Annotated in this window: 21 protein-coding genes; 6 read left to right on the top strand and 15 right to left on the bottom strand. The window is 71.9% G+C overall.

All coding sequences use genetic code 11. The features are described from left to right. Window positions 1-8: 8 nt before the first annotated feature. Genes leuD through AB0924_RS27710 form a run of 4 tightly spaced genes read left to right on the top strand, consistent with a single transcriptional unit; the run spans window position 9 to window position 4084 of the window. Window positions 9-602 (top strand): 3-isopropylmalate dehydratase small subunit, encoded by a 594-nt coding sequence (leuD, locus tag AB0924_RS27725; RefSeq protein ID WP_358940047.1) that lies wholly within the window; start codon window positions 9-11, stop codon window positions 600-602. Beyond that, on the top strand, window positions 599-1789 hold the full coding sequence (locus AB0924_RS27720) for a pyridoxal phosphate-dependent aminotransferase (RefSeq protein WP_366912831.1): 1191 nt from the start codon (window positions 599-601) through the stop codon (window positions 1787-1789). Before leuD ends, AB0924_RS27720 begins: the two co-directional genes overlap by 4 nt. Before the next feature lie 31 nt (window positions 1790-1820). Then, window positions 1821-2825 carry a TauD/TfdA family dioxygenase gene (locus AB0924_RS27715; RefSeq protein WP_366912830.1) on the top strand — a complete coding sequence of 335 codons (1005 nt, stop codon included), beginning with the start codon at window positions 1821-1823 and terminating at the stop codon, window positions 2823-2825. 59 nt (window positions 2826-2884) lie between these two features. Beyond that, window positions 2885-4084, top strand: coding sequence for a LeuA family protein (locus tag AB0924_RS27710; protein WP_358940050.1), 1200 nt, complete (start codon window positions 2885-2887; stop codon window positions 4082-4084). Window positions 4085-4134: 50 nt separating this feature from the next. On the opposite strand, the gene AB0924_RS27705 is transcribed toward AB0924_RS27710, so the two are convergent. Together AB0924_RS27705 and AB0924_RS27700 are read right to left on the bottom strand one after the other, a co-directional pair. After that, complete coding sequence (locus AB0924_RS27705) at window positions 4135-4779, bottom strand: response regulator transcription factor (RefSeq protein ID WP_358936455.1); 645 nt, start codon at window positions 4777-4779, stop codon at window positions 4135-4137. Continuing rightward, on the bottom strand, window positions 4776-4982 hold the full coding sequence (locus AB0924_RS27700) for an MbtH family protein (protein WP_366912845.1): 207 nt from the start codon (window positions 4980-4982) through the stop codon (window positions 4776-4778). Before AB0924_RS27700 ends, AB0924_RS27705 begins: the two co-directional genes overlap by 4 nt. A gap of 473 nt (window positions 4983-5455) precedes the next feature. Here AB0924_RS27700 and AB0924_RS27695 point away from each other — a divergent pair, with 473 nt between their 5' ends. Beyond that, on the top strand, window positions 5456-6178 hold the full coding sequence (locus tag AB0924_RS27695; protein ID WP_366912829.1) for an alpha/beta hydrolase: 723 nt from the start codon (window positions 5456-5458) through the stop codon (window positions 6176-6178). A 174-nt stretch (window positions 6179-6352) separates the two neighbouring features. Here the strand turns inward: AB0924_RS27695 and AB0924_RS27690 are convergent, their stop codons facing one another. The 13 genes from AB0924_RS27690 to AB0924_RS27630 all read right to left on the bottom strand — a co-directional run bounded on the left by AB0924_RS27690 (window position 6353) and on the right by AB0924_RS27630 (window position 20179). Then, a complete protein-coding gene (locus AB0924_RS27690; RefSeq protein ID WP_358936459.1) occupies window positions 6353-6766 on the bottom strand; it encodes a hypothetical protein in 414 nt (137 codons plus the stop codon). A gap of 46 nt (window positions 6767-6812) precedes the next feature. Then, the gene (locus AB0924_RS27685) at window positions 6813-7307 is read right to left on the bottom strand and encodes a protease inhibitor I42 family protein (RefSeq protein ID WP_358936461.1); all 495 of its coding nucleotides are present in this window, start codon (window positions 7305-7307) and stop codon (window positions 6813-6815) included. 16 nt (window positions 7308-7323) lie between these two features. Continuing rightward, complete coding sequence (locus AB0924_RS27680) at window positions 7324-8907, bottom strand: peptidoglycan-binding protein (RefSeq protein WP_358936463.1); 1584 nt, start codon at window positions 8905-8907, stop codon at window positions 7324-7326. Between the two features lie 11 nt (window positions 8908-8918). Next, window positions 8919-9290: a hypothetical protein gene (locus tag AB0924_RS27675; RefSeq protein ID WP_366912828.1), complete on the bottom strand. Its 372-nt coding sequence runs from the start codon at window positions 9288-9290 to the stop codon at window positions 8919-8921. A 307-nt stretch (window positions 9291-9597) separates the two neighbouring features. Next, a complete protein-coding gene (locus AB0924_RS27670; RefSeq protein WP_358936467.1) occupies window positions 9598-9840 on the bottom strand; it encodes a DUF5302 domain-containing protein in 243 nt (80 codons plus the stop codon). A 156-nt stretch (window positions 9841-9996) separates the two neighbouring features. Then, window positions 9997-11412: a DEAD/DEAH box helicase gene (locus AB0924_RS27665; protein WP_358936469.1), complete on the bottom strand. Its 1416-nt coding sequence runs from the start codon at window positions 11410-11412 to the stop codon at window positions 9997-9999. Window positions 11413-11663: 251 nt separating this feature from the next. Beyond that, a complete protein-coding gene (locus AB0924_RS27660) occupies window positions 11664-13139 on the bottom strand; it encodes a PHB depolymerase family esterase (RefSeq protein WP_366912827.1) in 1476 nt (491 codons plus the stop codon). 296 nt (window positions 13140-13435) lie between these two features. Further along, complete coding sequence (locus tag AB0924_RS27655; RefSeq protein WP_366912826.1) at window positions 13436-14584, bottom strand: VWA domain-containing protein; 1149 nt, start codon at window positions 14582-14584, stop codon at window positions 13436-13438. Then, entirely contained in the window at window positions 14577-15485 is a 909-nt protein-coding gene (locus AB0924_RS27650) for a MoxR family ATPase (protein ID WP_358936475.1), read from the bottom strand. Before AB0924_RS27650 ends, AB0924_RS27655 begins: the two co-directional genes overlap by 8 nt. Next, window positions 15478-16404, bottom strand: a complete 927-nt coding sequence (locus tag AB0924_RS27645; RefSeq protein ID WP_358936477.1) for an XdhC family protein — start codon at window positions 16402-16404, stop codon at window positions 15478-15480. The genes AB0924_RS27650 and AB0924_RS27645 overlap by 8 nt, the downstream gene beginning before the upstream one ends. 10 nt (window positions 16405-16414) lie before the next feature. Next, window positions 16415-18787 carry an aerobic carbon-monoxide dehydrogenase large subunit gene (locus tag AB0924_RS27640; protein WP_366912825.1) on the bottom strand — a complete coding sequence of 791 codons (2373 nt, stop codon included), beginning with the start codon at window positions 18785-18787 and terminating at the stop codon, window positions 16415-16417. Next, window positions 18784-19305 (bottom strand): (2Fe-2S)-binding protein, encoded by a 522-nt coding sequence (locus AB0924_RS27635; protein ID WP_358936481.1) that lies wholly within the window; start codon window positions 19303-19305, stop codon window positions 18784-18786. Before AB0924_RS27635 ends, AB0924_RS27640 begins: the two co-directional genes overlap by 4 nt. 1 nt (window position 19306) lies before the next feature. Beyond that, on the bottom strand, window positions 19307-20179 hold the full coding sequence (locus AB0924_RS27630; RefSeq protein ID WP_358936483.1) for a xanthine dehydrogenase family protein subunit M: 873 nt from the start codon (window positions 20177-20179) through the stop codon (window positions 19307-19309). A gap of 116 nt (window positions 20180-20295) precedes the next feature. Here AB0924_RS27630 and AB0924_RS27625 point away from each other — a divergent pair, with 116 nt between their 5' ends. Further along, a complete protein-coding gene (locus tag AB0924_RS27625; protein WP_358936485.1) occupies window positions 20296-21252 on the top strand; it encodes a LysR family transcriptional regulator in 957 nt (318 codons plus the stop codon). Window positions 21253-21309: the final 57 nt, after the last annotated feature.

Here is a 21309-nt window from a genome sequence, read left to right as displayed (position 1 = left end):
TCACCCGTATGGAGAAGTTCACCGTCCACACCGGGACCGCCGTGCCCCTGCGACGGCGCGATGTCGACACCGACCAGATCATCCCTGGCCGGTTCTGCGCCACCCACCGGCGCAACGGCTTCGAGGACGGCTTGTTCGGCGACTGGCGCAAGGATCCCGACTTCGTCCTGAACCAGTCCGCCTACCAGGGCGGTTCCATCCTCGTCGCCGGAGAGATGTTCGGCACCGGATCCTCCCGCGAGCACGCGGTGTGGGCGCTCCAGGACTACGGGTTCAAGGTGGTGATCACCCCGAGCTTCGCGGACATCTTCCGGGCCAACTCCCTGATGGCGGGGCTGCTCACGGTAACCCTGCCGCACGCCACGGTCGACACGCTGTGGCGGCGGATCGAGGACGAGCCGGACACCGCGATCACCGTCGATCTGCGGGAGAGAACGGTCAGCGCGGGAGAGCTGGTGGCCGACTTCGTCCTGGACGAGGACACCCGGGTCCGTATGCTCAAGGGTCTCGACCAGATAGCGGCGACGCTCCGGCACGAGGACGCCATCGCCGCCTACGAGCGGGGCCGCAGGCCCGGCCTGCCGGTGTCCACTCCCGCATGAGCGGCCGAATCGCGGCACGCTGCGCCTCGGTCACCGAGTCGGTGACCGTCCGTCTGAACGACCGCGTCAAGGAACTGCGCGCGCGGGGCGTCGACGTGCTGGACGCGGGCGGCGGCGACCCCGACTTCGACACGCCCGCCCACGTCACCGAGGCCGCCGCCCGCGCGATGGGCGAGGGGTTCACCCACTACACGGCCAGCCGGGGACTGCCCGAGCTGCGTACGGCGATCGCCGCGAAACTGCTGCGGGACAACGGCGTCGCCGTGGACGCGGGCGCCGGCGTCCTGGTCACCCCGTCCTCCAAGCACGCCCTCTTCACCGCCTTCACGGCTCTCCTCGACCCGGGCGACGAAATCCTGGTGCCGACGCCCAGCTGGGTGAGCTACCAGGCGATGGCACGCCTGGTGGGCGCGGTCCCGGTGAGCGTGCCCCTGTCCGCGGACGACGGCTTCGCCCTGGACCGTTCCCGCCTGGAGAAGTACGTCACACCCCGCACCAGAGCCCTGGTGCTCAACACCCCCAACAATCCGACCGGCCGCATGCTCACCTCCCGGGAAGCGGCGGACCTGGAGCGGCTCGCCCTCGACCACGACCTCCTGATCGTCACCGATGAGATCTACGAGAAGCTGGTCCTGGACGGCACCCCGCACCTCAGCATCGCGGCCCGCCCGCGCTGCGCGGACCGCACGGTGACCGTCAACGGCTTCTCCAAGGCGTACGCGATGCCGGGCTGGCGACTGGGCTGGGCGGCCGGCCCGCCCGACCTCGTCGGCGCGATGCTCGTCGTCCACCAGCACACGGTGGCCTGCGCGGGGTCGTTCGTGCAGAGCGGCGGACTGGCCGCGCTCACCGGTCCGCAGGAGTCGCTGCGGACCATGGCGGACGCCTATGCCGGCCGGGCCCGCCTGCTCGTGACGGGGTTGAACGCTCTGCCCGGGGTGCGCGCCAGGATGCCGTCCGGCACGTTCTACGTCCTCGCCGACATCCGGGCCACCGGTCTCACCGACACCGCTTTCGCCGCACGGCTGCTGTCCGAGGCGGCCGTGGCGGTCACCCCGGGTTCGGCGTTCGGCCCCGGCGGCGAGGGGCACGTACGCCTGTCGCTCACCCAGCCCCCGGACGCGCTCGAGGAGATCCTGGAGCGCCTCGCGGCCTTCCTGCTCACCGTTGTCCCGTCGCCGGCCTGAACGTCGGCCCTTCCGTCAGGAACCGATCGGCATGCGCCTCACCCACGAACTGACCGAAACAGAGAGGGGCTCCCTGCACTCCGTCCTCACGACGGTCCGGGGCAACCCCTACCAGGACTACCCCGCCTTCGCCCGGGCGGTGGCGGACCTCGTCGCCTCCGGCTCGGTGCCGTCCTTCTTCACCGAGGTGTGCGGCCGCATCCGGGCCGACCGGCGCGACGGTGTCGACGTCCACGTCCTGCGCAACTGCCCGATGGACGAGGAGGTCCCGCTGCTGGGCAACGCGGACCCGCTCGGTGACAAGTACGCGCGCAAGACCACCTTCGTCGCCGAAGCCCTGCACACGCTGTTCTCACAGCTCACCGGCGCGCCCCTGCTGGCGTACGCGACCCGCTTCAACGGGGATTTCTTCACCGACGTCATCGCGCACGACCAGTACGCCGGCCAGCAGACCGGGTTCGCCGAAGGCGAGTTGGTCTTCCACAACGACCGCACCGCACACCGGGTGCGGGCGGACTTCATCACCCTGCTCGGCATGCGCTGCCCGGAGGGCGATCTCGTCTACACCGGCTTCGTGTCGGGGCGCGAGCTGCTGGCCCGGCTCACGGACGCCGAGCAGAAGGTGCTGCGCGAGCCGTACTTCGTCACGCCGTTCGACGTCGTCTCCAAGGATGCGAACCAGAGCCTGACCCAGTCCGGGCACCACCCGATCCTGGAGAACGCGTACAGCTTCCGGTACCTGGACACCCACACCACGGTCGCCGCCGGCAGTCCGGGCGAGGCGAAGGACGCGCTGATCGCCCTGAAGAACTCGCTCGCCCGCGCCGAGCGCACCCGGCACCGCATCCGCACCGGCGATCTGTTCACCTTCGCCAACCAGGACGGCCTGCACAACCGGGAGCGCATCGAGGTCAACGACAGCGACCGGGCCCGGGCGCGCTGGCTGCTGAAGACGTACGCCTTCCGCGACGAGACGAGGGCGGAACGATTCGCCGACGACTGGGTGGGCGCGGTGCCCGGCCGGGTCGGCGACTGAGCGGGCGGTCGGAGCGACCGATGACTCGGACCGACCACCACTGAGTGAGGGAGGGACCCATGACAGCACCGGCACATGCCCGGCGGATCGCCGTGGTCGACACCACGCTGCGGGACGGGGAGCAGGCGCCCGGCAACGCGATGCAGCCGGACGACAAGGTGGAGATGGCCCGGCGCATCGAGGAACTCGGCGTCGACGTGGTGGAGGCCGCGTTCCCCGCGTCCTCGCCCCGTGACTTCGAGGCGACCCGGCTGATCGCCCAGGAACTCAAGCGGGCCCGGCTGGCGACGTTCTCCCGGACGATGCGCAGCGACATCGAGACCGCCGTGGAGGCGGCCGGCACCGACAACCACGAGGTACAGCTCGTGGCCACCGGCAGCGACATCCATCTGACCCACAAACGGGGCATCACCCGCCGGCAGTCCATCGACGAGATCACCGACAGCGTGGCCTTCGCCCGGTCGCTGGGGGTGAGCCACGTGTCGGTGGGTATCGAGGACGCCAGCCGGGGTGCGGACGATCTGGTGCACGCGCTGTGCGACAGCGCCGTTCAGGCGGGCGCGGACTGCGTGATCCTGGCCGACACCACGGGCTGCGCCGTGCCCGAGGAGTACGGCGGGCTGATCGCCAAGGTCCGGTCCTGGGTGCCGCCGTCCGTACGGATCTCGACGCACTGCCACAACGACTTCGGCCTGTCGCTGGCGAACGCACTGGCCGCGCTGCGGGCGGGCGCCGACGAGGTCCAGGTGACGCTGGGCGGCATCGGCGAGCGCGGCGGCAACACCCCGCTGGAGGAACTGGCCGCCGTCCTCGCCTACAAGACCGAGGAGTACGGGATGATCACGGGGATCGACCTGTCGCTCATGTACGACGCGTACGAGGCCCTGCGCCGGATCATCCACCTCGGCGAGCCCCGCAACAAACCGATCTTCGGCACGTACGTGTTCGGCACCACGGCGGGCATCCACCAGAAGGGGATGCTGAGCAATCCGGCCACCTACGAGTTCGTCGAGCCGTCCCGGTTCGGCCGCAGCCGCTCACTGCTCATCGGACGGCACTCCGGCCGGGGCATACTGCGCCACATGCTGGAGCAGATAGGGGCCGACGTGGACGAGGAGCGGTTCGACCAGCTCTACCGCACGCACATCAGCGAACGCGAGGGCGTCGACTGCGAGGACCTGTCGCTGGTCCAGGAGCGGCTGGCCCGCGAACTGGCGGACGAGCGCGCACTGCCGGACGGGCGGCCCGCGACGGTGTGAGACCGGTCCGCCGGCGACCCGTGGGCCGCCGGCGGACCGGGTCACGGAGGCTACTGCCTCTTCAGCATCAGTACGGCTTCCAGCCTGCTGCGCGCCCGCAGCTTGGTGAGGGCGTGCGAGACATGGCTCTTGATGGTCGCGCCGGACACCCCGCAGGCCGCGGCCACCTCGGACGTGGACAGCCCGTCGCCGAGCAGGTTCAGGATCTCCCGCTCGCGCTGGGTGAGGCGGGCCACCACCGAGTCCTCAGCGCCGCCGTCGCGGGCGTGGCGCGGCGCGTAGATCTCCAGGAGACGAGGCGACAGCACACGGTTGCCCGCCGCCACCGCGCGCACCCCGCTGATGACCTTCTCGAGCCTGGCGTCCTTCACCAGGCAACCCGAGGCCCCCGCCGCCAGGACGTTGTCGAGGACCCGGCGGTTCCAGTCCAGGCCCACGACCACGGACTTGATCCCGCCGGCAGCGAGATCCCGCAACGTGCTGAGCAGGACGTCACCGTGGCTCAGGCCGAGCACGACGACCTCGACCTGGTTCAGGGGCCATTCCGAGAGCGGCCGGCGGCTGTCGATGCCTGCCACGAGGTGGAGTTGGTCGTCGCCGCGCAGCGCGAGCTGCACGACGTCGCGGGAGATGGGGTCCTCGTCCGCCAGCAGGGTTCGGACCCGCTGGACGGGCGGGGCCAGCAGCGCGGTCACGCGGTCGTGTCGGCCAGGCCAGCAGGACGCAGGTCTGTCCCTCTTTCAGCCACGTAGTCCAGGCATGCCTGGCGCGAGGTCTCCCCCAGAACGAGACGCCACCCGGCGGGCACCTCCATGTCCGCCGGCCACAACGAGTGGTATGTCTCCTCATTCTGAAGCACGACAAAACGCCCTTCGTCGAAGTCAAAGGGATTGACCATCAGATGCTCCGATCGCGAATACGGCAGAACTGACGTCACTACGGGGGAGAACCCTGGTGCCGGATGGGGGGATCGCGCGGGACGTGCCTGACCGCCTCAGGGAACACGGAGGCGTGGATACGTGGCCGAACAGAGCTGTGCCATGCGTGTGGTCCATGGATGTCCAGCAGGCCCCCTCGAACGCTTATACCCATAGGCACCCCTCACGGTAACGTCAGCTCCTTTACCGATCCACCAGTTATCGATTTGTCATAGAAGTGATCGACTGTAACGGAACCGAACCCTTTTGACCTGCGCGGAAGCAGCATCGGAGGCCGGCGGGCCGTGTGCTGACCGGGGTGCGGCGCCTTCCGCGACACAGCGGGCGCGGACACCCAAGAAAGGGCGCGGAGCCGTTCGAGGGCCGTTCTGCCGGCCGGACATGCGCGGACACGTGAACGGGCGATCCAGGGCGCGTCGGTTAGGTTGTGCGCATGGGTGTTCACCGCTCGGTCGACGTCTCCGGAGTCCGCCTCGCCTACCAGGTCTGCGGCCCGCGGGACGCCCCACCGCTCGTGCTGCTGCACGCCATGGGCGAGACCTCCGGCGACTGGGACGAGGTGGCCCCCGCGCTCGCCGCGGACCACCGGATCCACGCCCTCGACCTTCGCGGGCACGGGCGCAGCGACTGGCCGGGCGTGTATTCGCTGACGCTGATGCGTGACGACGTACTGGGTTTCCTGGACGCGCTGGGTCTGGACCGGGTGCATCTGGTCGGGCACTCGATGGGCGGTGCCGTCGCCTACCTGGTGGCGCAGGCGGACGACCGCCGGGTCGGCCGGCTCGTCCTGGAGGACGTCCCCGCACCACGGCCCCGGAAGCCGTCGGCCGCGGTCCGCCCGGACGGGGAGCTGCCCTTCGACTGGGACCTGGTGCCGGCCGTACGGCGGCAGATCGACACCCCCGAGCCTGAATGGCTGGAACTCCTCGCCGCCATCACCGCTCCCACCCTCGCGCTGGCGGGCGGCGGCAGCAGCCACATCCCCCAGGCGGGCATCGCCGAACTGGTGCGCCGGGTACCCCGGGGACGGATGGTCACCATCGAGACCGGACATCTGATCCACCGCACGCAACCCGAGCGATTCGTGGCAGAGGTACGGGAGTTCCTGGACGAGCCCGCCCACCTGCCCGCGGGCACGAAGGGAGAGCGTCCATGATCGTTCACGAAAGCGGCGAGCAGTACAGCGGCGAGCACTGGCGGCACCTGTTCCCAACCGCCCTGCGTCGCACGGCGAGGACCTGGGCGGCCATCTCCCGATGACCCGCCCGGACCACTCGCGCTGACGCCCGGTGACGCGCCGTCAGGGCGAGCGGACGGCCCGTGGGTCGGCTCAGGCGCTCCGGCCGCGTGTCCGGCTGCGCTGCTTCAGTTCGATGATGGTCGCGACGGCGTGCAGCCAGGTGGCCGCTGTGTCGTCGGCGGGGATCCCGCCCGCGAGTTCGGTGCCGGCCCGCAGCCATTGCCGTACGAGGGCGGCCGCCTTCCGGCGGGGCAGGGGCTCGGGGAGTTCCGCGGCGCGGGCGAGGCCGCCGGCGCGCACGGTGTCGGCGAGGAAGGCGACCGAGCGCGGCTCGGTGCCCAGCCGGTCGAGGATGACGGCCGCGGCCGCGGCGCCGTCGCCGAACAGGGCGGTGCGCCGGGCACCGGACTCGGCGGTGAGGCCGTAACGCAGCAGGACGGTGATGTCGAGCCGGGCCAGCTCGTCGTCCGTGCGGTCCGGCGGGTGCGGGGCGTCGTCGTTCATGGCGGGGCCTCGGGTGTCTCGTCTCATCTGGCTGGTCCGCCGCGGCTCAGCCGACGGTGACGGTGTAGGTGATGCGTTCGGGGGCCTGGGAGGGGGTGGCCGCCCCTGTGGTCGGGGTGGCGGAGGGCCCGGTCGTCTCGGGGGGCTGGGTGGAGGTGTTGCCCTGGCAGGTGGTGAACGTGCAGTGCAGCAGCGTGAACCGGGTGGTTCCCTTGCCCTTGGCCTCGAAGGTGAAGGTGAGCCGGCCGCCGGCACCGTCCACCGGCTCGTCCCCGGAGTCCGGCGCGTAGTGCCGGCCGCGGCCGACCAGCACCGAGCTGTCGGGCTGGGGGTCTACCAGGTACCAGTACTCGCGGGTGGAGGCGTTCTGGCCGACCGTGAGTGTGAAGCGCTCGCCCGGCCGGGCGGTGATGCTGGTGTCCTTCACCGGGCGGCTGGTCGTGCCCGTGGGGCGGCTCGCGGTGCTCGTGGAGCCGCCGGCCGGTTCGTCGCTGCCCGAGCCGCAGCCCGTGGTGAGAGCGAGGAGCGCGGCCGCCGTCATCGCGGCACCGCCCCTGCTACCGCGGGAGATAGACGCTGTACGCGTTGGGGAGATCACTGTTGGAAGCCTTGCCCATGTGGCCGTTGATGAAGTCGTCCTCGCTGACCCAGGTGGTCGAGCCCCAGGGGTTGTACACCTGAAGCATGTCACCCTCCTGGGCGATGATGGTCATGGCGTGGGCGCCCTCCTTGCCCGAGACGTCGACCGGCACCGGCCGCCCCTGCGCCACCGACTTCTCGACTTCGGTGAGGACCGCCCTGCGGTCGTCGGCGCTGTTCAGGTCCTGGCGCTCGTAGTCACTGCCGGTGGCACTGCCGACGGCGGAGTCGTTGATCCGCTCCTGCCCTTCGGGCCCCATGCCGCCCCAGTTCTTGCCGCCGTCGCCTTCGGTGTGCAGCCGGTGCTGTTCGGCCACCAGGCGCTGCTTGAAGGCTTCCGGGTCGTCCTGCTGCCCGTCGGGGCCGCCGGTGAGGTCGAGCGCGTAGAGGGGGTCGACCATGGCGCGGGACGTGACCGTGGACGAGGCCACGCACGTGCCCTCGGAGCCGTCGCCGCCCTGGACCCACCGCTGGCCGTCGAACGTGACGTAGTCCTTGTTGTTGTTCGAGCCGTCCGACCCCAGACCCTCGTCGTTCATGCTGTCCGCGGCGGTGACCACCGGAGTGAGATGCCGGCGCAGCCAGTCGGGGTCCTTGCCGTGGATCTTGTTCTGGAACTCCCCGATCTCGGTGACACTGTGGCCGGCGGCCAGGGCCTTCATGAGGTAGGCCCGCTCCTGCGGGCTGTCCGACTTGGCCAGCATCCGCTCCATGGCCGTCTCGTCGTCGAGGCTCAGCAGGTCCATGCGCGTCGACGCGCGCGCCAGGTCGCCGGCCGTGAGGATCTCGTTCAGCTCTGTGTCGGCGCCGGCGACGCCGGTGTCGGCGAGCATCAGCTTGTCGACGGCGGTCAGTTCGCTGGTCTCCAGCTTCCCGGCCCGTGCCTCGGCGGCCCACTTGTTCAGGTCCCGGGCCGCTACGCGGGTGGCCTCCTGCGCCTCGGAGACGGCGTCGTGCATCAGGTCGACCGCGTAGGAGCCGAAGTGGGCGGCGTTCTTGCGGTCCCACTCCTCCTCGTCGTTCTCGTGCAGGTCGTCGAAGAAACCGTCCTTGCCGCCGAGCGTCTTCTTCTGCTCCAGCAGCTGTCCGCGGCCCTGTTCGTCCTTGCGCTGCGCGGCACCGATCGCGTCGGCCAGCGTCAGCAGCACCGTCGCGCAGCCCTGGAACGCCTCGCCCATCTGGGTCACGGACCGCCCGGCGGCGTTCACCACGTCGGAGGCGAGGACGCTCGTGTCGCCGACCCACACCTCCGGAAGACCCTTGCGGCCCACCCGGTCGACCTGGTCGAAGACGCTGCCGACCTGGTCGACCTGGCCGCGGTAGAGACTGGCCAGGCCCTCCAGCACGGCCTGGTCGCCGCCCGGTTCGGGCACCGAGAGGGCGTCGTCGATCAGGTCGAGGAGCTCGTTCTTGCTCCCCGCGTTGAGAATTTTCTTGGAGAGCCCGGCAAGCCATGCGAGGCGGAAGGAAGGGGAGTCGAGGGGGGAGGAGAAGAACGACACCGGCCCGTTCCTCAGTAGCTCGACAGGGCCGAGGCGCGCCCGCCCTGAGCCGGTGCGCCGGTGACGCCGCTCGTGCCGCCGACGGGGACGCGGTCCGCGTGTGTCTTCACCAGGCCGTCGGTGCCGTGGTAGGTCTTCTCGGCCAACTGCACCTTGCCACCTAGCTCGTGCAAGGCCGACGCCAGTGTCTTGGCCTCCGCCTCCCAGGCCTTGACGAACGCGTTCAACGCCGACGCGGCGTCGTCGCCGCCGACATCGCCGTACGAGTAGCTCGTGCGGGCCTTGACGGCCGAGCTGACGCCGTCCATGTCCATGCCCGCGGCGTCGAGTTGCTGGGCCTGTCCGGTCATGCCTGCCTTGACCTGGTAGCCGTCCGAGCCCACCGCGCCTCCCCCGTAAGCGTTCGATCGTGCCGCGGGGCAGGCTAACACCCGTTGTGAAGACGGAAATCACCTCTCGTCCGCCGCGCACACCTCCTCCACATCAACCGCCCGACAGGCACGCACCGGCGTTCTCCCCGCCTGGGCGATCGGCCTCAACTCGCCCTGCACCGGCACGATCGCGGCTCCGGCTACGCCTGGCCCGCGACGCGCGCAGGAGCCTGCGCACGTCGCGGATCACGGCACGGGCCGCGCGAGTGGTTGAAGCGCGGACGGCCGGCAGAGCGGCCGGATGCCGGGACCGATCGGCTCAGCCGCCGCTCTTACGCCTGAACGACCGCTGGCTCGCGGCCGGGCCGTGCGCCGCGCGTACCTTCGACGCGTTCGGGTTGGCGGCGGCATCGGCGGCGTCCGCCTGCGCACCGCGCTTGCGCGCCAGGGCTTCGCGGAACTTGCGCTTGAGGTCGTAGTTGCCGTCGCTGTCGGGCGCCAGCGGGGACGTCTCCGGGTCGGCCGGCTCCGAACCTTCCGTGGGTACGGGCTCTGCGGTCATGGTGACCTCCTGGGGGTCCGGGGGTGGGCGGGCGGACACAGCTTGTCATGTCGGGCGTTGGCCGGGGCGCCTACGGCATCGTCCTGCTCCGTCTCGGCAGGTGTCCCCTTACGGCCGCGGCCCCGTGGCCAGGAGCCGCTGCCAGGGCAACGCCTCTCAGCCGGTGCGGCGCACGCGGGCGGCCTTGCGGGCCTCGGCCAGCTTGCGGGCCTCGCCGGCCTTCCGGGACTTGCCTCCGGCGCCTCGGGAGCTGTCCTTGCTCGTGCCGAGGCCCCGGAAGGGAGCGTTGGTGTTCTTGGGGCGGGGGACGGCGGGCCCGCCGTCGAGCGGGATCCCGGACGGAGCCCTGGCGCCGGTGATCCGGCTCAGCTCCGCCTCGCCCGAGCGCACCTTGGTGACGGTTGCCTCGATGCCGGCCTCGGCCATCATGCGGCTCGTCTCGCGACGCTGGCCCGCCAGCACGAGCGTGACCACGCTGCCGGACTCACCGGCGCGGGCGGTGCGGCCCGCCCGGTGCACATAGTCCTTGGGGTCGGTGGGCGGGTCGACATTGACCACGAGATCGAGGTCGTCGACGTGCAGACCACGGGCCGCGACGTTGGTCGCCACCAGCGCGGTGATCTGGCCGTTCTTGAACTGCGCCAGGGTCCGGGTGCGCTGTGGCTGGGACTTGCCGCTGTGCAGGGCGCCGGCGTGCACCCCGCCGGCCCGCAAGTGCCGGGTGAGCTGGTCGACGGCGTGCTTGGTGTCGAGGAAGAGCAGGACGCGGCCGTCGCGCGCGGCGATCTCCGTGGTGACGGCGTAGCGGTCGGGGCCGTGGACGACCAGAACGTGGTGCTCCATGGTCGTGACCGTGCCCGCGGACGGGTCGACCGAGTGGACGACGGGGTCGTGGAGGTAGCGGCGGACCAGCTGATCGACGTCGCGGTCCAGAGTGGCCGAGAACAGCATCCGCTGTCCGTCGGGGCGCACCTGGTCGAGCACGTCCACGACCTGCGGCAGGAATCCCAGGTCGCACATCTGGTCGGCCTCGTCGAGCACGGTGATCCTCACCCGTCCCAGGCGGCAGTCGTTGCGCTCGATCAGGTCGTGCAGGCGTCCGGGGGTGGCGACGACCACCTCGGCTCCCTGACGCAGCGCGGAGACCTGCCGGCCGATCGACATGCCGCCGACGACCGTGGCCATCCGCAGCCGCAGCGCCTCGGCGTACGGCGCCAGCGCCTGGGTGACCTGCTGGGCCAGCTCCCGGGTGGGCACGAGGATCAGGGCGAGGGGCTGCTTCGGTTCGGCGCGCCGGCCGGCCGTACGTGTCAGCAGCGGCAGGCCGAAGGCGAGCGTCTTGCCCGATCCGGTGCGCCCGCGTCCCAGGACGTCGCGCCCCTTCAGGGCGTCGGGAAGTGTGGCGGCCTGGATCGGGAAGGGCTCGCGCACCCCGGCTTCGTTCAGTGTCCGCAACACCTCCACCGGCAGTTCCAGACCGGCGAAGGAGACGGCCGGGAGCGGCGCCGGGGTGGTTGTCTCGGGCTGGGCGGGACCGCTGTGAACGGTGCCGGAGTCATCGGGATGCTTCATGGAGAGCCTTCCGCAGAGGAACGTACCGAGGAAGGCCCGGCAGGACGGAACAGCCCCCCGCACATACGGAACCGGACAGTCGGAATCGCCCACCGCGACGACCACGCAAACGCATGACACTAACACAAGGCATGACATCGCGCCGTGCTGACCGGTGACGGGCATGCGGCGTGCGGCGTGCGGCGGTGGCTTCACCGGGCGTGGGTGAAGCCACCGCCGCAGGGTGCGGGCACGGCCGGTCCGTCCGTCCGTCAGGACGGGCAGCCCGAGTCGGCGATCACGTAGTAGCCGGCCGAGGTCTCCTCCAGGGTGTGGGTGACGGCGACGTTGTAGAGGCCCATGTTCTGGTTGGAGCCGTTGGCGTAGACGTAGCCGAGACTCTGGTGGGCGCGGCCCGCCGCGACCTGGTTGTAGTTGTTGTCCGTGAAGCACTGCGGCTGGTACCCGGTGGTCGTGGCCGTGACCGCCGACGACCGAGTGCCGACCGCGCCGCCGGAGTCCGTGGCGGCGACGGTGTAGCTGTACTGCGTGCCGGAGCCCAGTCCCGTGTCGGTGTACGACGTACCGGTGGCCGAGCCGACCTTGCTGCCGCCGCGGTACACGTTGTACGACGCCGCGCCGCTCACCGCGGACCAGGCCAGCGACACTGTGGAGTCGGTCGTGCCGGTGACGGTGAGCCCGGTGGGCGCCGGGAGGCTGCCGGTGCCGCCCCCGGCCGTACCGTCCAGACCCCAGAACTTCGCGCTCCAGTACGACGAGCAGATGTAGTTGAGGTAGTAGGTACCGGTGCTGCCGCACTGGTCGGTGCCGGAGCCCGGGTTGACCGCGAGACCGTGCGCCATGCCGGAGACGGAGAAGGTCTCCACGGCGGGCCTGCCGCTCGAGTCGTTGTACACGGACTGGGTGGTGCCGCCGGTCAGGGTGGTGGTCGAGGACGGGGTCCGGCTGATGCCCCAGACGTCGGTCCACTGGTCTCGTTCCTCGGTGGCGTTGGCCGGGTGCACCGTGGTGTCGGCGGTGCCCTGCCAGATCGCGACGCGCGGCCAGGGCCCGCCCCAGCCGCCGGAGGCGCCGCGCACCGCGTCGCCCCACTGTTTCGGCGTCTTGCTGACCGCACTGTTCTGGCAGGTCAGACCGCTGGACAGGTCGGTCGCGCAGCCCGCCGGGATGCCGGAGTCGATCGCGCCGCCCGCGAACACGTCGGGGTAGTCGGCGAGCATCACCGAGGTCATCGCGCCGCCGGCCGACAGCCCGGTGACGTAGACGCGGCCGGGGTCGCTGCCGTAGTGGGACTTGGCGTTGTCCACCATCTGCTTGATCGACAGCGCCTCGCCCTGGCCCCGGGTGTAGTCGGAGGACTGGAACCAGTTGAAGCAGGAGTTGGCGTTGTTGGAACTGGTGGTCTGCGGGAAGACCACGGCGAAGCCGTACATGTCCGCGTACTTGGGCCAGCCGGAGTGGCCGTAGTAGTCACTGGCGCTCTGCGTACAGCCGTGCAGGGCCACGACCAGCGGCGCGCCGGAGGGCAGGTTGTCGGGGGCGTACTGGAACATCTGCAGGTTGCCCGGGTTCGAGCCGAAGCCCGTGACCTGCTGCAGGCTCGCGGCCCGCGCCGGGGCCGGGGAGAGCCCGAGGACCACGGCGATCAGGGACAGGACCAGCGCCGCCGCGGAGGCGGGGCGCGGCCACGAGCGACGCGGCAGCGGGTGGGGGGAAGTGGGGTTCATCGTGCCACCTGGGTGATCGCGACGGGTGGGGAGGTCGAGGGGAGCCGTGCGCCTGTGTCAAGTGCGGTGCATGGCGCGAGGGTTACGGGGAAGTTACGTCCGTCCCACGGGAAGCCGTAATGGAGACGCACCCCACCTCGCGGCGGCCGGGCCTGTGGGTCCTCACCGTTGCGGCATGTGCGGAACCCGCTAGCGGGGAGCCGCTGCCGGGGCCAGGTGGGACGAAGGCCCGTGCCGCCCCGTCGGGAGCGGGGCCCATGCCGGCGGGCACGGCTCGGGGTCGGCGGCGGGCAGGGTCAGCGGCGGCGGCGCGGGGCGGCCAGCGCGGCGGTGAAGTCGTCCAGGGCCGCGAGGCTGTGGGCGCTGACGACCGCGTCGCAGTAGGGCAGCGCGGCGGCCATGCCGGCCACGAGCGGACGGTAACGCGGGTTCGACGAGCGAGGGTTGACCCATACGACGCGGTAGGCGACGCGGGACAGCCGCGCCATGTGGGTGGCGAGGACGGCGGGCCCGCCGGTGTCCCAGCCGTCGGAGACGATGGCGACCACGGCGCCGTGCGCCATGCCGCGCCGGCCGAACCGCTCGTTGAACTCCGCCAGGCACTCCCCTATCCGGGTGCCCCCGGACCAGTCGGGGGCCGTACGTCCGGCCCGCGCCAGGGCGTCGTGCGGCCCGGACCGGCGGAGGACGGGCGTGAGGCGGGTGAGCCGGGTGGCGAAGGTGAAGACCTCGGCGTGGGTGGCGCGGGCGGCGCAGAAGAGCAGTTGGAGCATCGCGCGGGCATAGGGCTCCATCGAGCCGGAGATGTCGCAGAGCACGACGAGGTCGCGAGGGCGGGTCCGGGGCACGAAGCGGCGCAGCCGCAGTGGTTGTCCGCCGGTGCGGCGGCTGTCGGAGAGGGTGCGGCGCACGTCGATGCGCGTGCCGTGCTGGGCGGTGCGGTGCCGGCGGGACGGCCGGGTCGGGGTGTGGAGCACCATGGTGCGCATCACCTCGGAGAGCCGCGCCAGTTCCTCGACGGACAGGTCCGCGAAGTCACGGCTCGCGAGGCGGTCGAGCGGACTGGCGGCGACGGGCACGGCGGCCTTCCGTTCCCGTGCTCCGGCGTCCCGGCCTCGTCCGTCCGCGGAGGCCTTCACGGCGCCTGGCACGCGGCCGGGGACGGCGTCCGGGAGCGACCGGGCGGGGTCGCCGGCCTGTCCGCGTTGTGCTTCACGGTCTTCCGGGCCGCCGAAGACCGCCCGGAAGACCGCGTCGAACGGCTCGATCTGCTCGGGGCCGGAGACCAGGGTGGCGAGCGCGCAGTGCCGTAGCTCGCGCGTCGTCGACGGCGCCAGCAGGGTGAGCGCCCGTGCGAAGCCGCGAGTGCGGTCGGGGCCCACCGCGATCCCCGCTTCACGCAGGGCGGTGGTGAACGCGGCGGCCAGTTCCGGCAGTTCAGGCATCGGAGCCCGGCTCCGCGTCGACCAGCTCCGCCACTCCCGCCCGGCGTACGGCCTGAAGGTCCTCGGCGTACTTGAGTACCGCCCCCAGGGTGCGGCCGGCGGCGTCGGCGTCGAGATCGCGGAGCCCCAGCGCGTGCAGCGCGCCCGCCCAGTCGATCGCCTCGGCGACGCCGGGCGGCTTGGTGAGCTCCTGCCGGGCTCGCAGGCGTGCCACCGCGCACGCCACGCGCGCGGCCAGCCACTCGGCCGACTCCGGTACCCGTCTGCGGATGATCGCGGCGACGCGCGCGGTGTCCGGGTGGTCGATCCAGTGGTAGAGGCAGCGGCGTTTGAGCGCGTCGTGCAGATCCCGGGTGCGGTTGGAGGTCAGTACGGTCACCGGCGGCACCACGGCCACGCGGGTGCCGAGTTCGGGGACGGTGACCGCGGCGTCGGCGAGCAGTTCGAGCAGGAACGCCTCGAACTCGTCGTCGGCGCGGTCCACTTCGTCGATGAGCAGCACCGCCGGCCGCGGTCCCGGGTGGCGTATCGCGGCGAGCAGGGGCCGTGGCAGCAGGTAGTCCTCGGTGAACAGGTCGGCGTCCCGCAGGGGTTCGCCACGCGACTCGGCCAGCCGGATGGCGAGGAGTTGCCGGGGGTAGTTCCACTCGTAGAGGGCCTCGGCCGAGGACAGTCCCTCGTAGCACTGCAGCCGGATCAGCGGGGTGTCCAGCACGGCGGCGAGCGCGCGGGCCGCCTCGGTCTTGCCGACGCCGGGCTCGCCCTCCAGCAGGATCGGCTGCCGCATGCGTACGGCCAGGAGCAGCGCCGTGACCAGGGCGTCGTCGGCGAGGTATCCGACCGCGTCGAGGCGCGAGCGCAGGGCGGGGACGTCGGGGACGAGGGGGTCGAGGTCAGGCATGCGCGTAGCGGGAGGGGTCGTCGGCGAAGGCGTGCCGGCACCCCGGCCCGCAGAAGTACACCCGGTGGCCGGCCCGGTCCAGTGAGGGGGTGTCGTCCGTGACCGCCACGGTCATGCCGCACACGGGATCCACCTCCTCGGGCACGGCCCGTGGCGCGGCCGGGTAGGCCTCGGGGCACACGGTTCGCGCCCCCTGCGGCCGCAGGGCGATGATCTCGGCGTACACCGACAACGCGATCTCCGCCGGGGTCCGCGCGCCGATGTCCAGGCCGGCCGGGGTGTGGACGCGCGTCTTCTGCTCTTCGCCGAGATCGAGCCCGGCGAGCACCGCCGCGCCGCGCTTCGGGCTGGCCACGAGACCGATGTACGGGACCCCGGCGCGCGCCGCCTCGGTCAGCACGGTCTCCTCGTCGCGGCCGTGGGTGGCGATGACGACGGCGTGCAGATCTGGCGGCAGCGGCTCCCCCGGCGAGGCCGGACGGGCGTCCAGGCCGAGCACCCGGCCGACGTCGAGCAGGGCGCGGGCGACGGGGGCGTGTCCGTAGACGTAGGCCAGCGCCGGGGGGAGGTTGGCCTCCAGGAAGATGTCGAGGGTCCCGCCCGACAGGCAGGGGTTGGCCACCGTGACGAGGCCTTCGCCCGGCTCCTCGGCGCCCGCGGTGTCGCTGCCGCCGGCAGGGGTGATCCTCAGCAGCAGCGATTCGCCGGTCCGCAGCACCCGCAGGCCCTGGAGCTGCACCGTCGTCTCGGCGCAGCTGCCGCCCACGAAGCCCTCGACGGTGCCGTCGGGCAGCACCAGTGCGCTGTCCCCGGGCTTGGCGCTGGTGGGCCGTTCCACGTGGACGACGGTGGCCAGGACGAACGGGGTCCGGCCGTGCCGGAGCACGTCCGCCCGGGTCAGGAGTTCGGCATCGGTCATCGCGGGCGCCTCAGGTGATCGCCAGGTCGGTGCGCAGGGGCCGGCCCTGGGCGGCCCGCCATACGGCGGCGGGGGTCAGCGGCATGTCGACGTGGCGTACGCCGAGCGGCTTCAGTGCGTCGATCACGGCGTTGACCACGGCGGCGGGCGAGCCGACCGTGGCGGACTCGCCGACGCCCTTGGCTCCGATGGGGTGGTGCGGGGAGGGGGTGACGGTCTCACCGAGTTCCCACGAGGGGCATTCGACCGAGGTGGGCAGGAGGTAGTCCATGAACGATCCGCCGAGGCAGTTGCCGTCCTCGTCGAAGGCGATCACCTGCATGAGCGCCATGCCGAGGCCGTCGGCGAGCCCGCCGTGCACCTGGCCCTCGACGATCGTGGGGTTGATGCGGTTGCCGCAGTCGTCCACGGCGATGAACCGGCGGACCTTCACCTGGCCGGTGCCCGCGTCGACGTCGGCGACGCAGATGTACGCGCCGAAGGGGAAAGTGAGGTTCGGCGGGTTGTAGACGCAGCTCGCGTCCAGATGGCCCTCGACGCCCTCGGGCAGCTCCAGGCTGGAGTGCGCGGCGAGCGCGATCTCCGCCATGGTCCGTCCCTGGTCGGGGTCGCCCGTGACGAACCAGCGGCCCTTCTCCCACTCCAGGTCGTCCGGGCTCACTTCGAGCATCGCGGAGGCGACGATCCTCGCGCGCTCGCGCACCTTGCGGGCGACCATCGCGGCCGCGGCTCCGGACACCGGCGTCGAGCGGGACCCGTAGGTGCCGAGCCCGAACGGGGTCTGGTCGGTGTCGCCGTGCACCACCTCGACGTCCTCGGGCGGGATGCCCAGTTCCTCGGCGACGATCTGCGCGAACGTCGTCTCGTGGCCCTGCCCCTGGCTCTGCACGGAGATCCGCAGGACGGCCTTGCCGGTCGGGTGGACCCGCAGCTCGGCGCCGTCGGCCATGCCCAGTCCCAGGATGTCCATGTGCCTGCGGGGGCCCGCGCCGACGGCCTCGGTGAAGAAGCTGACCCCGATGCCCATCAGTTCGCCGCGCTCCCGCTTGCCGGCCTGCTCCCGGCGCAGGTCGCCGTAGTGGGCGATGTCCATCGCCAGCCGCAGGGCCCTCGGGTAGTCGCCGGAGTCGTACTCCCACCCCGTCCGCGTCCGGTACGGGAACTGCCCGGGCCGCAGCAGGTTGCGCATCCGCAGCTCGGCCGGGTCCGTGCCGAGCCGGTCCGCGAGCAGGTCGACCATCCGCTCGACCAGGTACACGGCCTCGGTGACGCGGAACGAGCAGGCGTAGGCGACGCCGCCGGGGGCCTTGTCGGTGTAGACGCCGGTCACGGTGCAGTGCGCGGCGGCCAGGTCGTACGAGCCGGTGAAGACGCCGAAGAAGCCGGCCGGGAACTGCGTCGGCTGGGCGGTGGCGTTGAACGCGCCGTGATCGGCGATGACATGGACGCGCAGGCCCAGGATCTTGCCGTCCTCCGTCGCCGCGATCTCGCCGTGCATGTGGTAGTCGCGGGCGAAGGAGGTGCTCATCAGGTTCTCCGAGCGGTCCTCTATCCACTTCACGGGTTTGCCGGTGACGATCGAGCCGACGACCGCGCACACGTAGCCGGGGTAGATGCCGACCTTGTTGCCGAAGCCGCCCCCGATGTCCGGGGCGATGATCCGGATCTTGTGCTCGGGGATGCCTGCCACCATCGCGTAGATCGTGCGGTGGGCGTGCGGGGCCTGGGTGGTGGACCACACCGTCAGCTTCCCGGTGATGGCGTCCATGTCCGCCACGGTGCCGCAGGTCTCGAGCGGGGCCGGGTGCGTCCGCGGATAGAGCATGTCCTGCTCCACCACGACGTCGGCGGCCGCGAAGACCTCGTCGGTGCGCTCCTTGTCACCCGCCGACCAGTCGAAGATGTGGTTGTCGGCCTGCCCTTCCTTGTCGTCGCGGATGACCGGCGCGTCCGGGTCGAGCGCGCGACGGGCGTCGACGACCGCCGGGAGGGGTTCGTACTCCACGTCGATCAGTTCGAGGGCGTCCCGGGCGGCGTAGCGGTCCTCGGCGACGACGAACGCGACCTCCTGGCCCTGGAAGCGCACCTTGTCGGTGGCGAGCACCGCCTGTGTGTCGTACGAGAGCGTGGGCATCCAGGCCAGTCCGAGACCGGCCAGGGTCTCACCCGTGATCACGGCCCTGACCTTGGGGTGCGCCTCCGCGGCGCTGGTGTCGACGGACACGATCCGGGCGTGCGCCAGCGGGCTGCGCAGGATCGCGCCGTGCAGCATCCCGGGCAGCGTGACGTCGTCGACGTAGGTCCCGTGGCCGCGGACGAACCGGGCGTCCTCCTTGCGGGGCATCCGTCCGAAGCCGACCGGCCGCTCCTCGGTGGTCGTCATGCCCGCACCTCCTCGCGGCCGGGCGCCGGCTCGGTGCCCGCGTCGGCGGCCCCCCGCGCGCCGCCGTGCTCGGCGGCCCAGCGGATGGAGCGCACGATGTTCTCGTAACCGGTGCAGCGGCACATCTGCCCGGAGACGGCCTCGCGGATGTCCTCCTCGGACGGGTCCGCGTCGTGGTCGAGCAGCCAGCGGGCGGTCATCATCATCCCCGGTGTGCAGAAGCCGCACTGCAGCCCGTGGCAGGCGATGAACCCCTGTTGCACCGGGTCGAGTTCGGCCCCGTGCGCCAGGCCCTCGACGGTCCGCACCTCATGGCCGTCGGCCATCACCGCGAGCACGGTGCAGGACTTCACCGGTGTGCCGTCCAGCCATACCGCGCACACTCCGCAGTTGGAGGTGTCGCAGCCCCAGTGGGTGCCGGTCAGCCGAAGCTCGTCGCGCAGGAAGTGCACGAGCAGCAGCCTGGGCTCCACGTCCCTGGTGTGCTGCTCGCCGTTCACGGTCACGGTGATCCGCATGTCACGCCTCCTGCCCCTGGGCGCGTGCGGCGGCGGCGCGCAGTGCCCGTGTGGTGAGCTCTCCGGCCAGATGCCGCTTGTAGTCGACCGGCCCGCGCTGGTCGGCCGTCGGCCGGCACTCCTCCGAGGCGAGCCGGCCCGCCGCGGCGAAGCGCTCGTCGTCCGGCAGTCCCCCGCGCAGGAAGTCCTCGGCCCGCTCGGCCACGAACCGTGGGGCACCCACCGCGGTCAGCCCGATGCCGGCCTCGGCGATCAGCCCGCCGGAGATCTCCAGCACCGCTCCCGCGGCGACGACCGCCCAGTCGCCGGCCCGGCGCTCCACCTTGCGGTAGGCGCTGGCGTGCGAACGGATGGGCACGCGGATCTCCACCAGCAGCTCCGCCTCGTGCAGGGCGGTCTCGTACGGACCGAGGAAGAACTCCCTGATCGCGATGGTGCGCCTGCCGCCGGGGCCCTGGGTGACCAGGGTCGCCCGGAGTGCGGAGAACGCCGCGGACAGGTCCTCCGACGGATCGGCCTGGCAGAGCGAGCCGCCGACGGTGCCGCGGTTGCGTACGAGCGGGTCGGCGATGACCCGCTCGGCGTCCCGCAGGATGGGGAAGTGCTCGCCGACGACCGGCGAGGCGAGCAGCCCGGCGTGGCGGACCATCGCTCCGAGGGCCAGATCGTGGCCGTCCACCCGGATCGACGCCAGCTCGTCGAGGCCGTTGATGTCGATCAGGGCCTCGGGCTGGGCCAGCCGGAGCTTCATCATCGGCAGCAGGCTGTGTCCGCCCGCCACCACCCGGGCCTCGGGGCCGTACCGTCCCAGCAGCTCGATCGCCTGCTCGAGGCTGGTGGCCCTCTCGTACTGGAATGCGGCCGGTACCTGCATCGGGCCCTCCTGGAACGCCGTGCCCGTCGCCGTGATGATGCTGCGCTCGTCCGTACCGGCCGCACAATGGGTGGATAAGCATTCACTTATCACCCCGAACGCGAGAAAATCGGACGGTGACCATCACGCAGCTCAGCACCTTCGTGCTGGTGGCCCGCCTCGGGTCGGTGGGCGCCGCGGCGCGTGCTCTGGACGTGAGCGAATCCGCGGTGTCGCAGACGCTCACCGCGCTGCGCACCCACTTCGGCGACCCGCTCATCACGCGCACCGGCGGTGGCGGGATGCGGCTGACGCCCGCCGGGGCGCGGCTGCTGCCGGTCGCTTCGCGGATGGCCGCACTGAGCGCGGATGCCGAGGCCGCGGTGCGGGCGGCACGGGGCGCGCCCGACGAACTGCGGGTCGTCGCCACGAGCACGCTGGCCGAGTTCGTGCTCCCGTCGCTCATGGAGGCCTTCGCCCGCCGCTCGGGGCCCAGGACCGAGACATCGTTCGGGGTGGCCGCCGACGGCGGGATACGCGTGCTGGTGGAGAACCGGCTGGCCGACGTCGCGCTCGGGCCGTACCTCGGCGACGACGGCAGGGGCGAACTGGTCAGCGAGCCGCTGTTCCGCACCCATCTCGTCGTGGTGACCGGCGCCGGATCGCCGCGGCCGCCCGGTCCGCCGCCGCGGTGGTCGTGGCTGGTCGACTCCTCCGGGACCGATCCCGACGCGGACTCCGGGCGCCTGCTCCGCCGGCTCGGAGTGACCGAAGGGAACGTGTGGGTCTTCCCCAACCAGACCGCGACCCTGGCGGCCGCCGCCGAGGGCGCGGGGGTGACACCGGCGCCGGCCCACCTGGTGTCACCCCGCGTCCGTCGTGACGAGCTGCGCCTGCTGGAGACGCCTGCCACGCCGGCGGACGCCACGTGGCACGTCACCGTCCTGCGGCCGGGACATCGTTCCCCGGCCACCGACGCGTTCCTGCACTTCCTGCACACGCCCGCGGCGACCCGCATCATGCGCGCGCCCGGCGCGGGCGTCCCGCCCTCCCGGTTCCGGCCTCCGGTACACGTCACGCTCTGGGACGCGTGAGCCCTCCTCCCGGTAGCGGCGCACCCGGGCCGCACGAGCGGCTCCCTTCAAGGTCGT

This window comes from Streptomyces sp. NPDC047869 (genome assembly GCF_040704065.1).
Taxonomy (GTDB): Bacteria; Actinomycetota; Actinomycetes; order Streptomycetales; family Streptomycetaceae; genus Streptomyces.
The sequence above is the reverse complement of the archived record's forward strand: the minus strand, read 5'-3'. Positions and strand labels throughout refer to the sequence as shown.

What these genes read in the sequence shown, in the direction of transcription:
- AB0924_RS27655 (WP_366912826.1), bottom strand. Translation starts at nt 14,584, where the DNA reads ATGCCTGAACTGCCGGAACTGGCCGCCGCGTTCACCACCGCCCTGCGT.
- AB0924_RS27650 (WP_358936475.1), bottom strand. Translation starts at nt 15,485, where the DNA reads ATGCCTGACCTCGACCCCCTCGTCCCCGACGTCCCCGCCCTGCGCTCG.
- AB0924_RS27645 (WP_358936477.1), bottom strand. Translation starts at nt 16,404, where the DNA reads ATGACCGATGCCGAACTCCTGACCCGGGCGGACGTGCTCCGGCACGGC.
- AB0924_RS27720 (WP_366912831.1), top strand. Translation starts at nt 599, where the DNA reads ATGAGCGGCCGAATCGCGGCACGCTGCGCCTCGGTCACCGAGTCGGTG.
- AB0924_RS27660 (WP_366912827.1), bottom strand. Translation starts at nt 13,139, where the DNA reads ATGAACCCCACTTCCCCCCACCCGCTGCCGCGTCGCTCGTGGCCGCGC.
- AB0924_RS27640 (WP_366912825.1), bottom strand. Translation starts at nt 18,787, where the DNA reads ATGACGACCACCGAGGAGCGGCCGGTCGGCTTCGGACGGATGCCCCGC.
- AB0924_RS27710 (WP_358940050.1), top strand. Translation starts at nt 2,885, where the DNA reads ATGACAGCACCGGCACATGCCCGGCGGATCGCCGTGGTCGACACCACG.
- AB0924_RS27690 (WP_358936459.1), bottom strand. Translation starts at nt 6,766, where the DNA reads ATGAACGACGACGCCCCGCACCCGCCGGACCGCACGGACGACGAGCTG.
- AB0924_RS27700 (WP_366912845.1), bottom strand. Translation starts at nt 4,982, where the DNA reads ATGGTCAATCCCTTTGACTTCGACGAAGGGCGTTTTGTCGTGCTTCAG.
- AB0924_RS27665 (WP_358936469.1), bottom strand. Translation starts at nt 11,412, where the DNA reads ATGAAGCATCCCGATGACTCCGGCACCGTTCACAGCGGTCCCGCCCAG.
- AB0924_RS27715 (WP_366912830.1), top strand. Translation starts at nt 1,821, where the DNA reads ATGCGCCTCACCCACGAACTGACCGAAACAGAGAGGGGCTCCCTGCAC.
- leuD (WP_358940047.1), top strand. Translation starts at nt 9, where the DNA reads ATGGAGAAGTTCACCGTCCACACCGGGACCGCCGTGCCCCTGCGACGG.
- AB0924_RS27635 (WP_358936481.1), bottom strand. Translation starts at nt 19,305, where the DNA reads ATGCGGATCACCGTGACCGTGAACGGCGAGCAGCACACCAGGGACGTG.
- AB0924_RS27695 (WP_366912829.1), top strand. Translation starts at nt 5,456, where the DNA reads ATGGGTGTTCACCGCTCGGTCGACGTCTCCGGAGTCCGCCTCGCCTAC.
- AB0924_RS27630 (WP_358936483.1), bottom strand. Translation starts at nt 20,179, where the DNA reads ATGCAGGTACCGGCCGCATTCCAGTACGAGAGGGCCACCAGCCTCGAG.
- AB0924_RS27685 (WP_358936461.1), bottom strand. Translation starts at nt 7,307, where the DNA reads ATGACGGCGGCCGCGCTCCTCGCTCTCACCACGGGCTGCGGCTCGGGC.
- AB0924_RS27670 (WP_358936467.1), bottom strand. Translation starts at nt 9,840, where the DNA reads ATGACCGCAGAGCCCGTACCCACGGAAGGTTCGGAGCCGGCCGACCCG.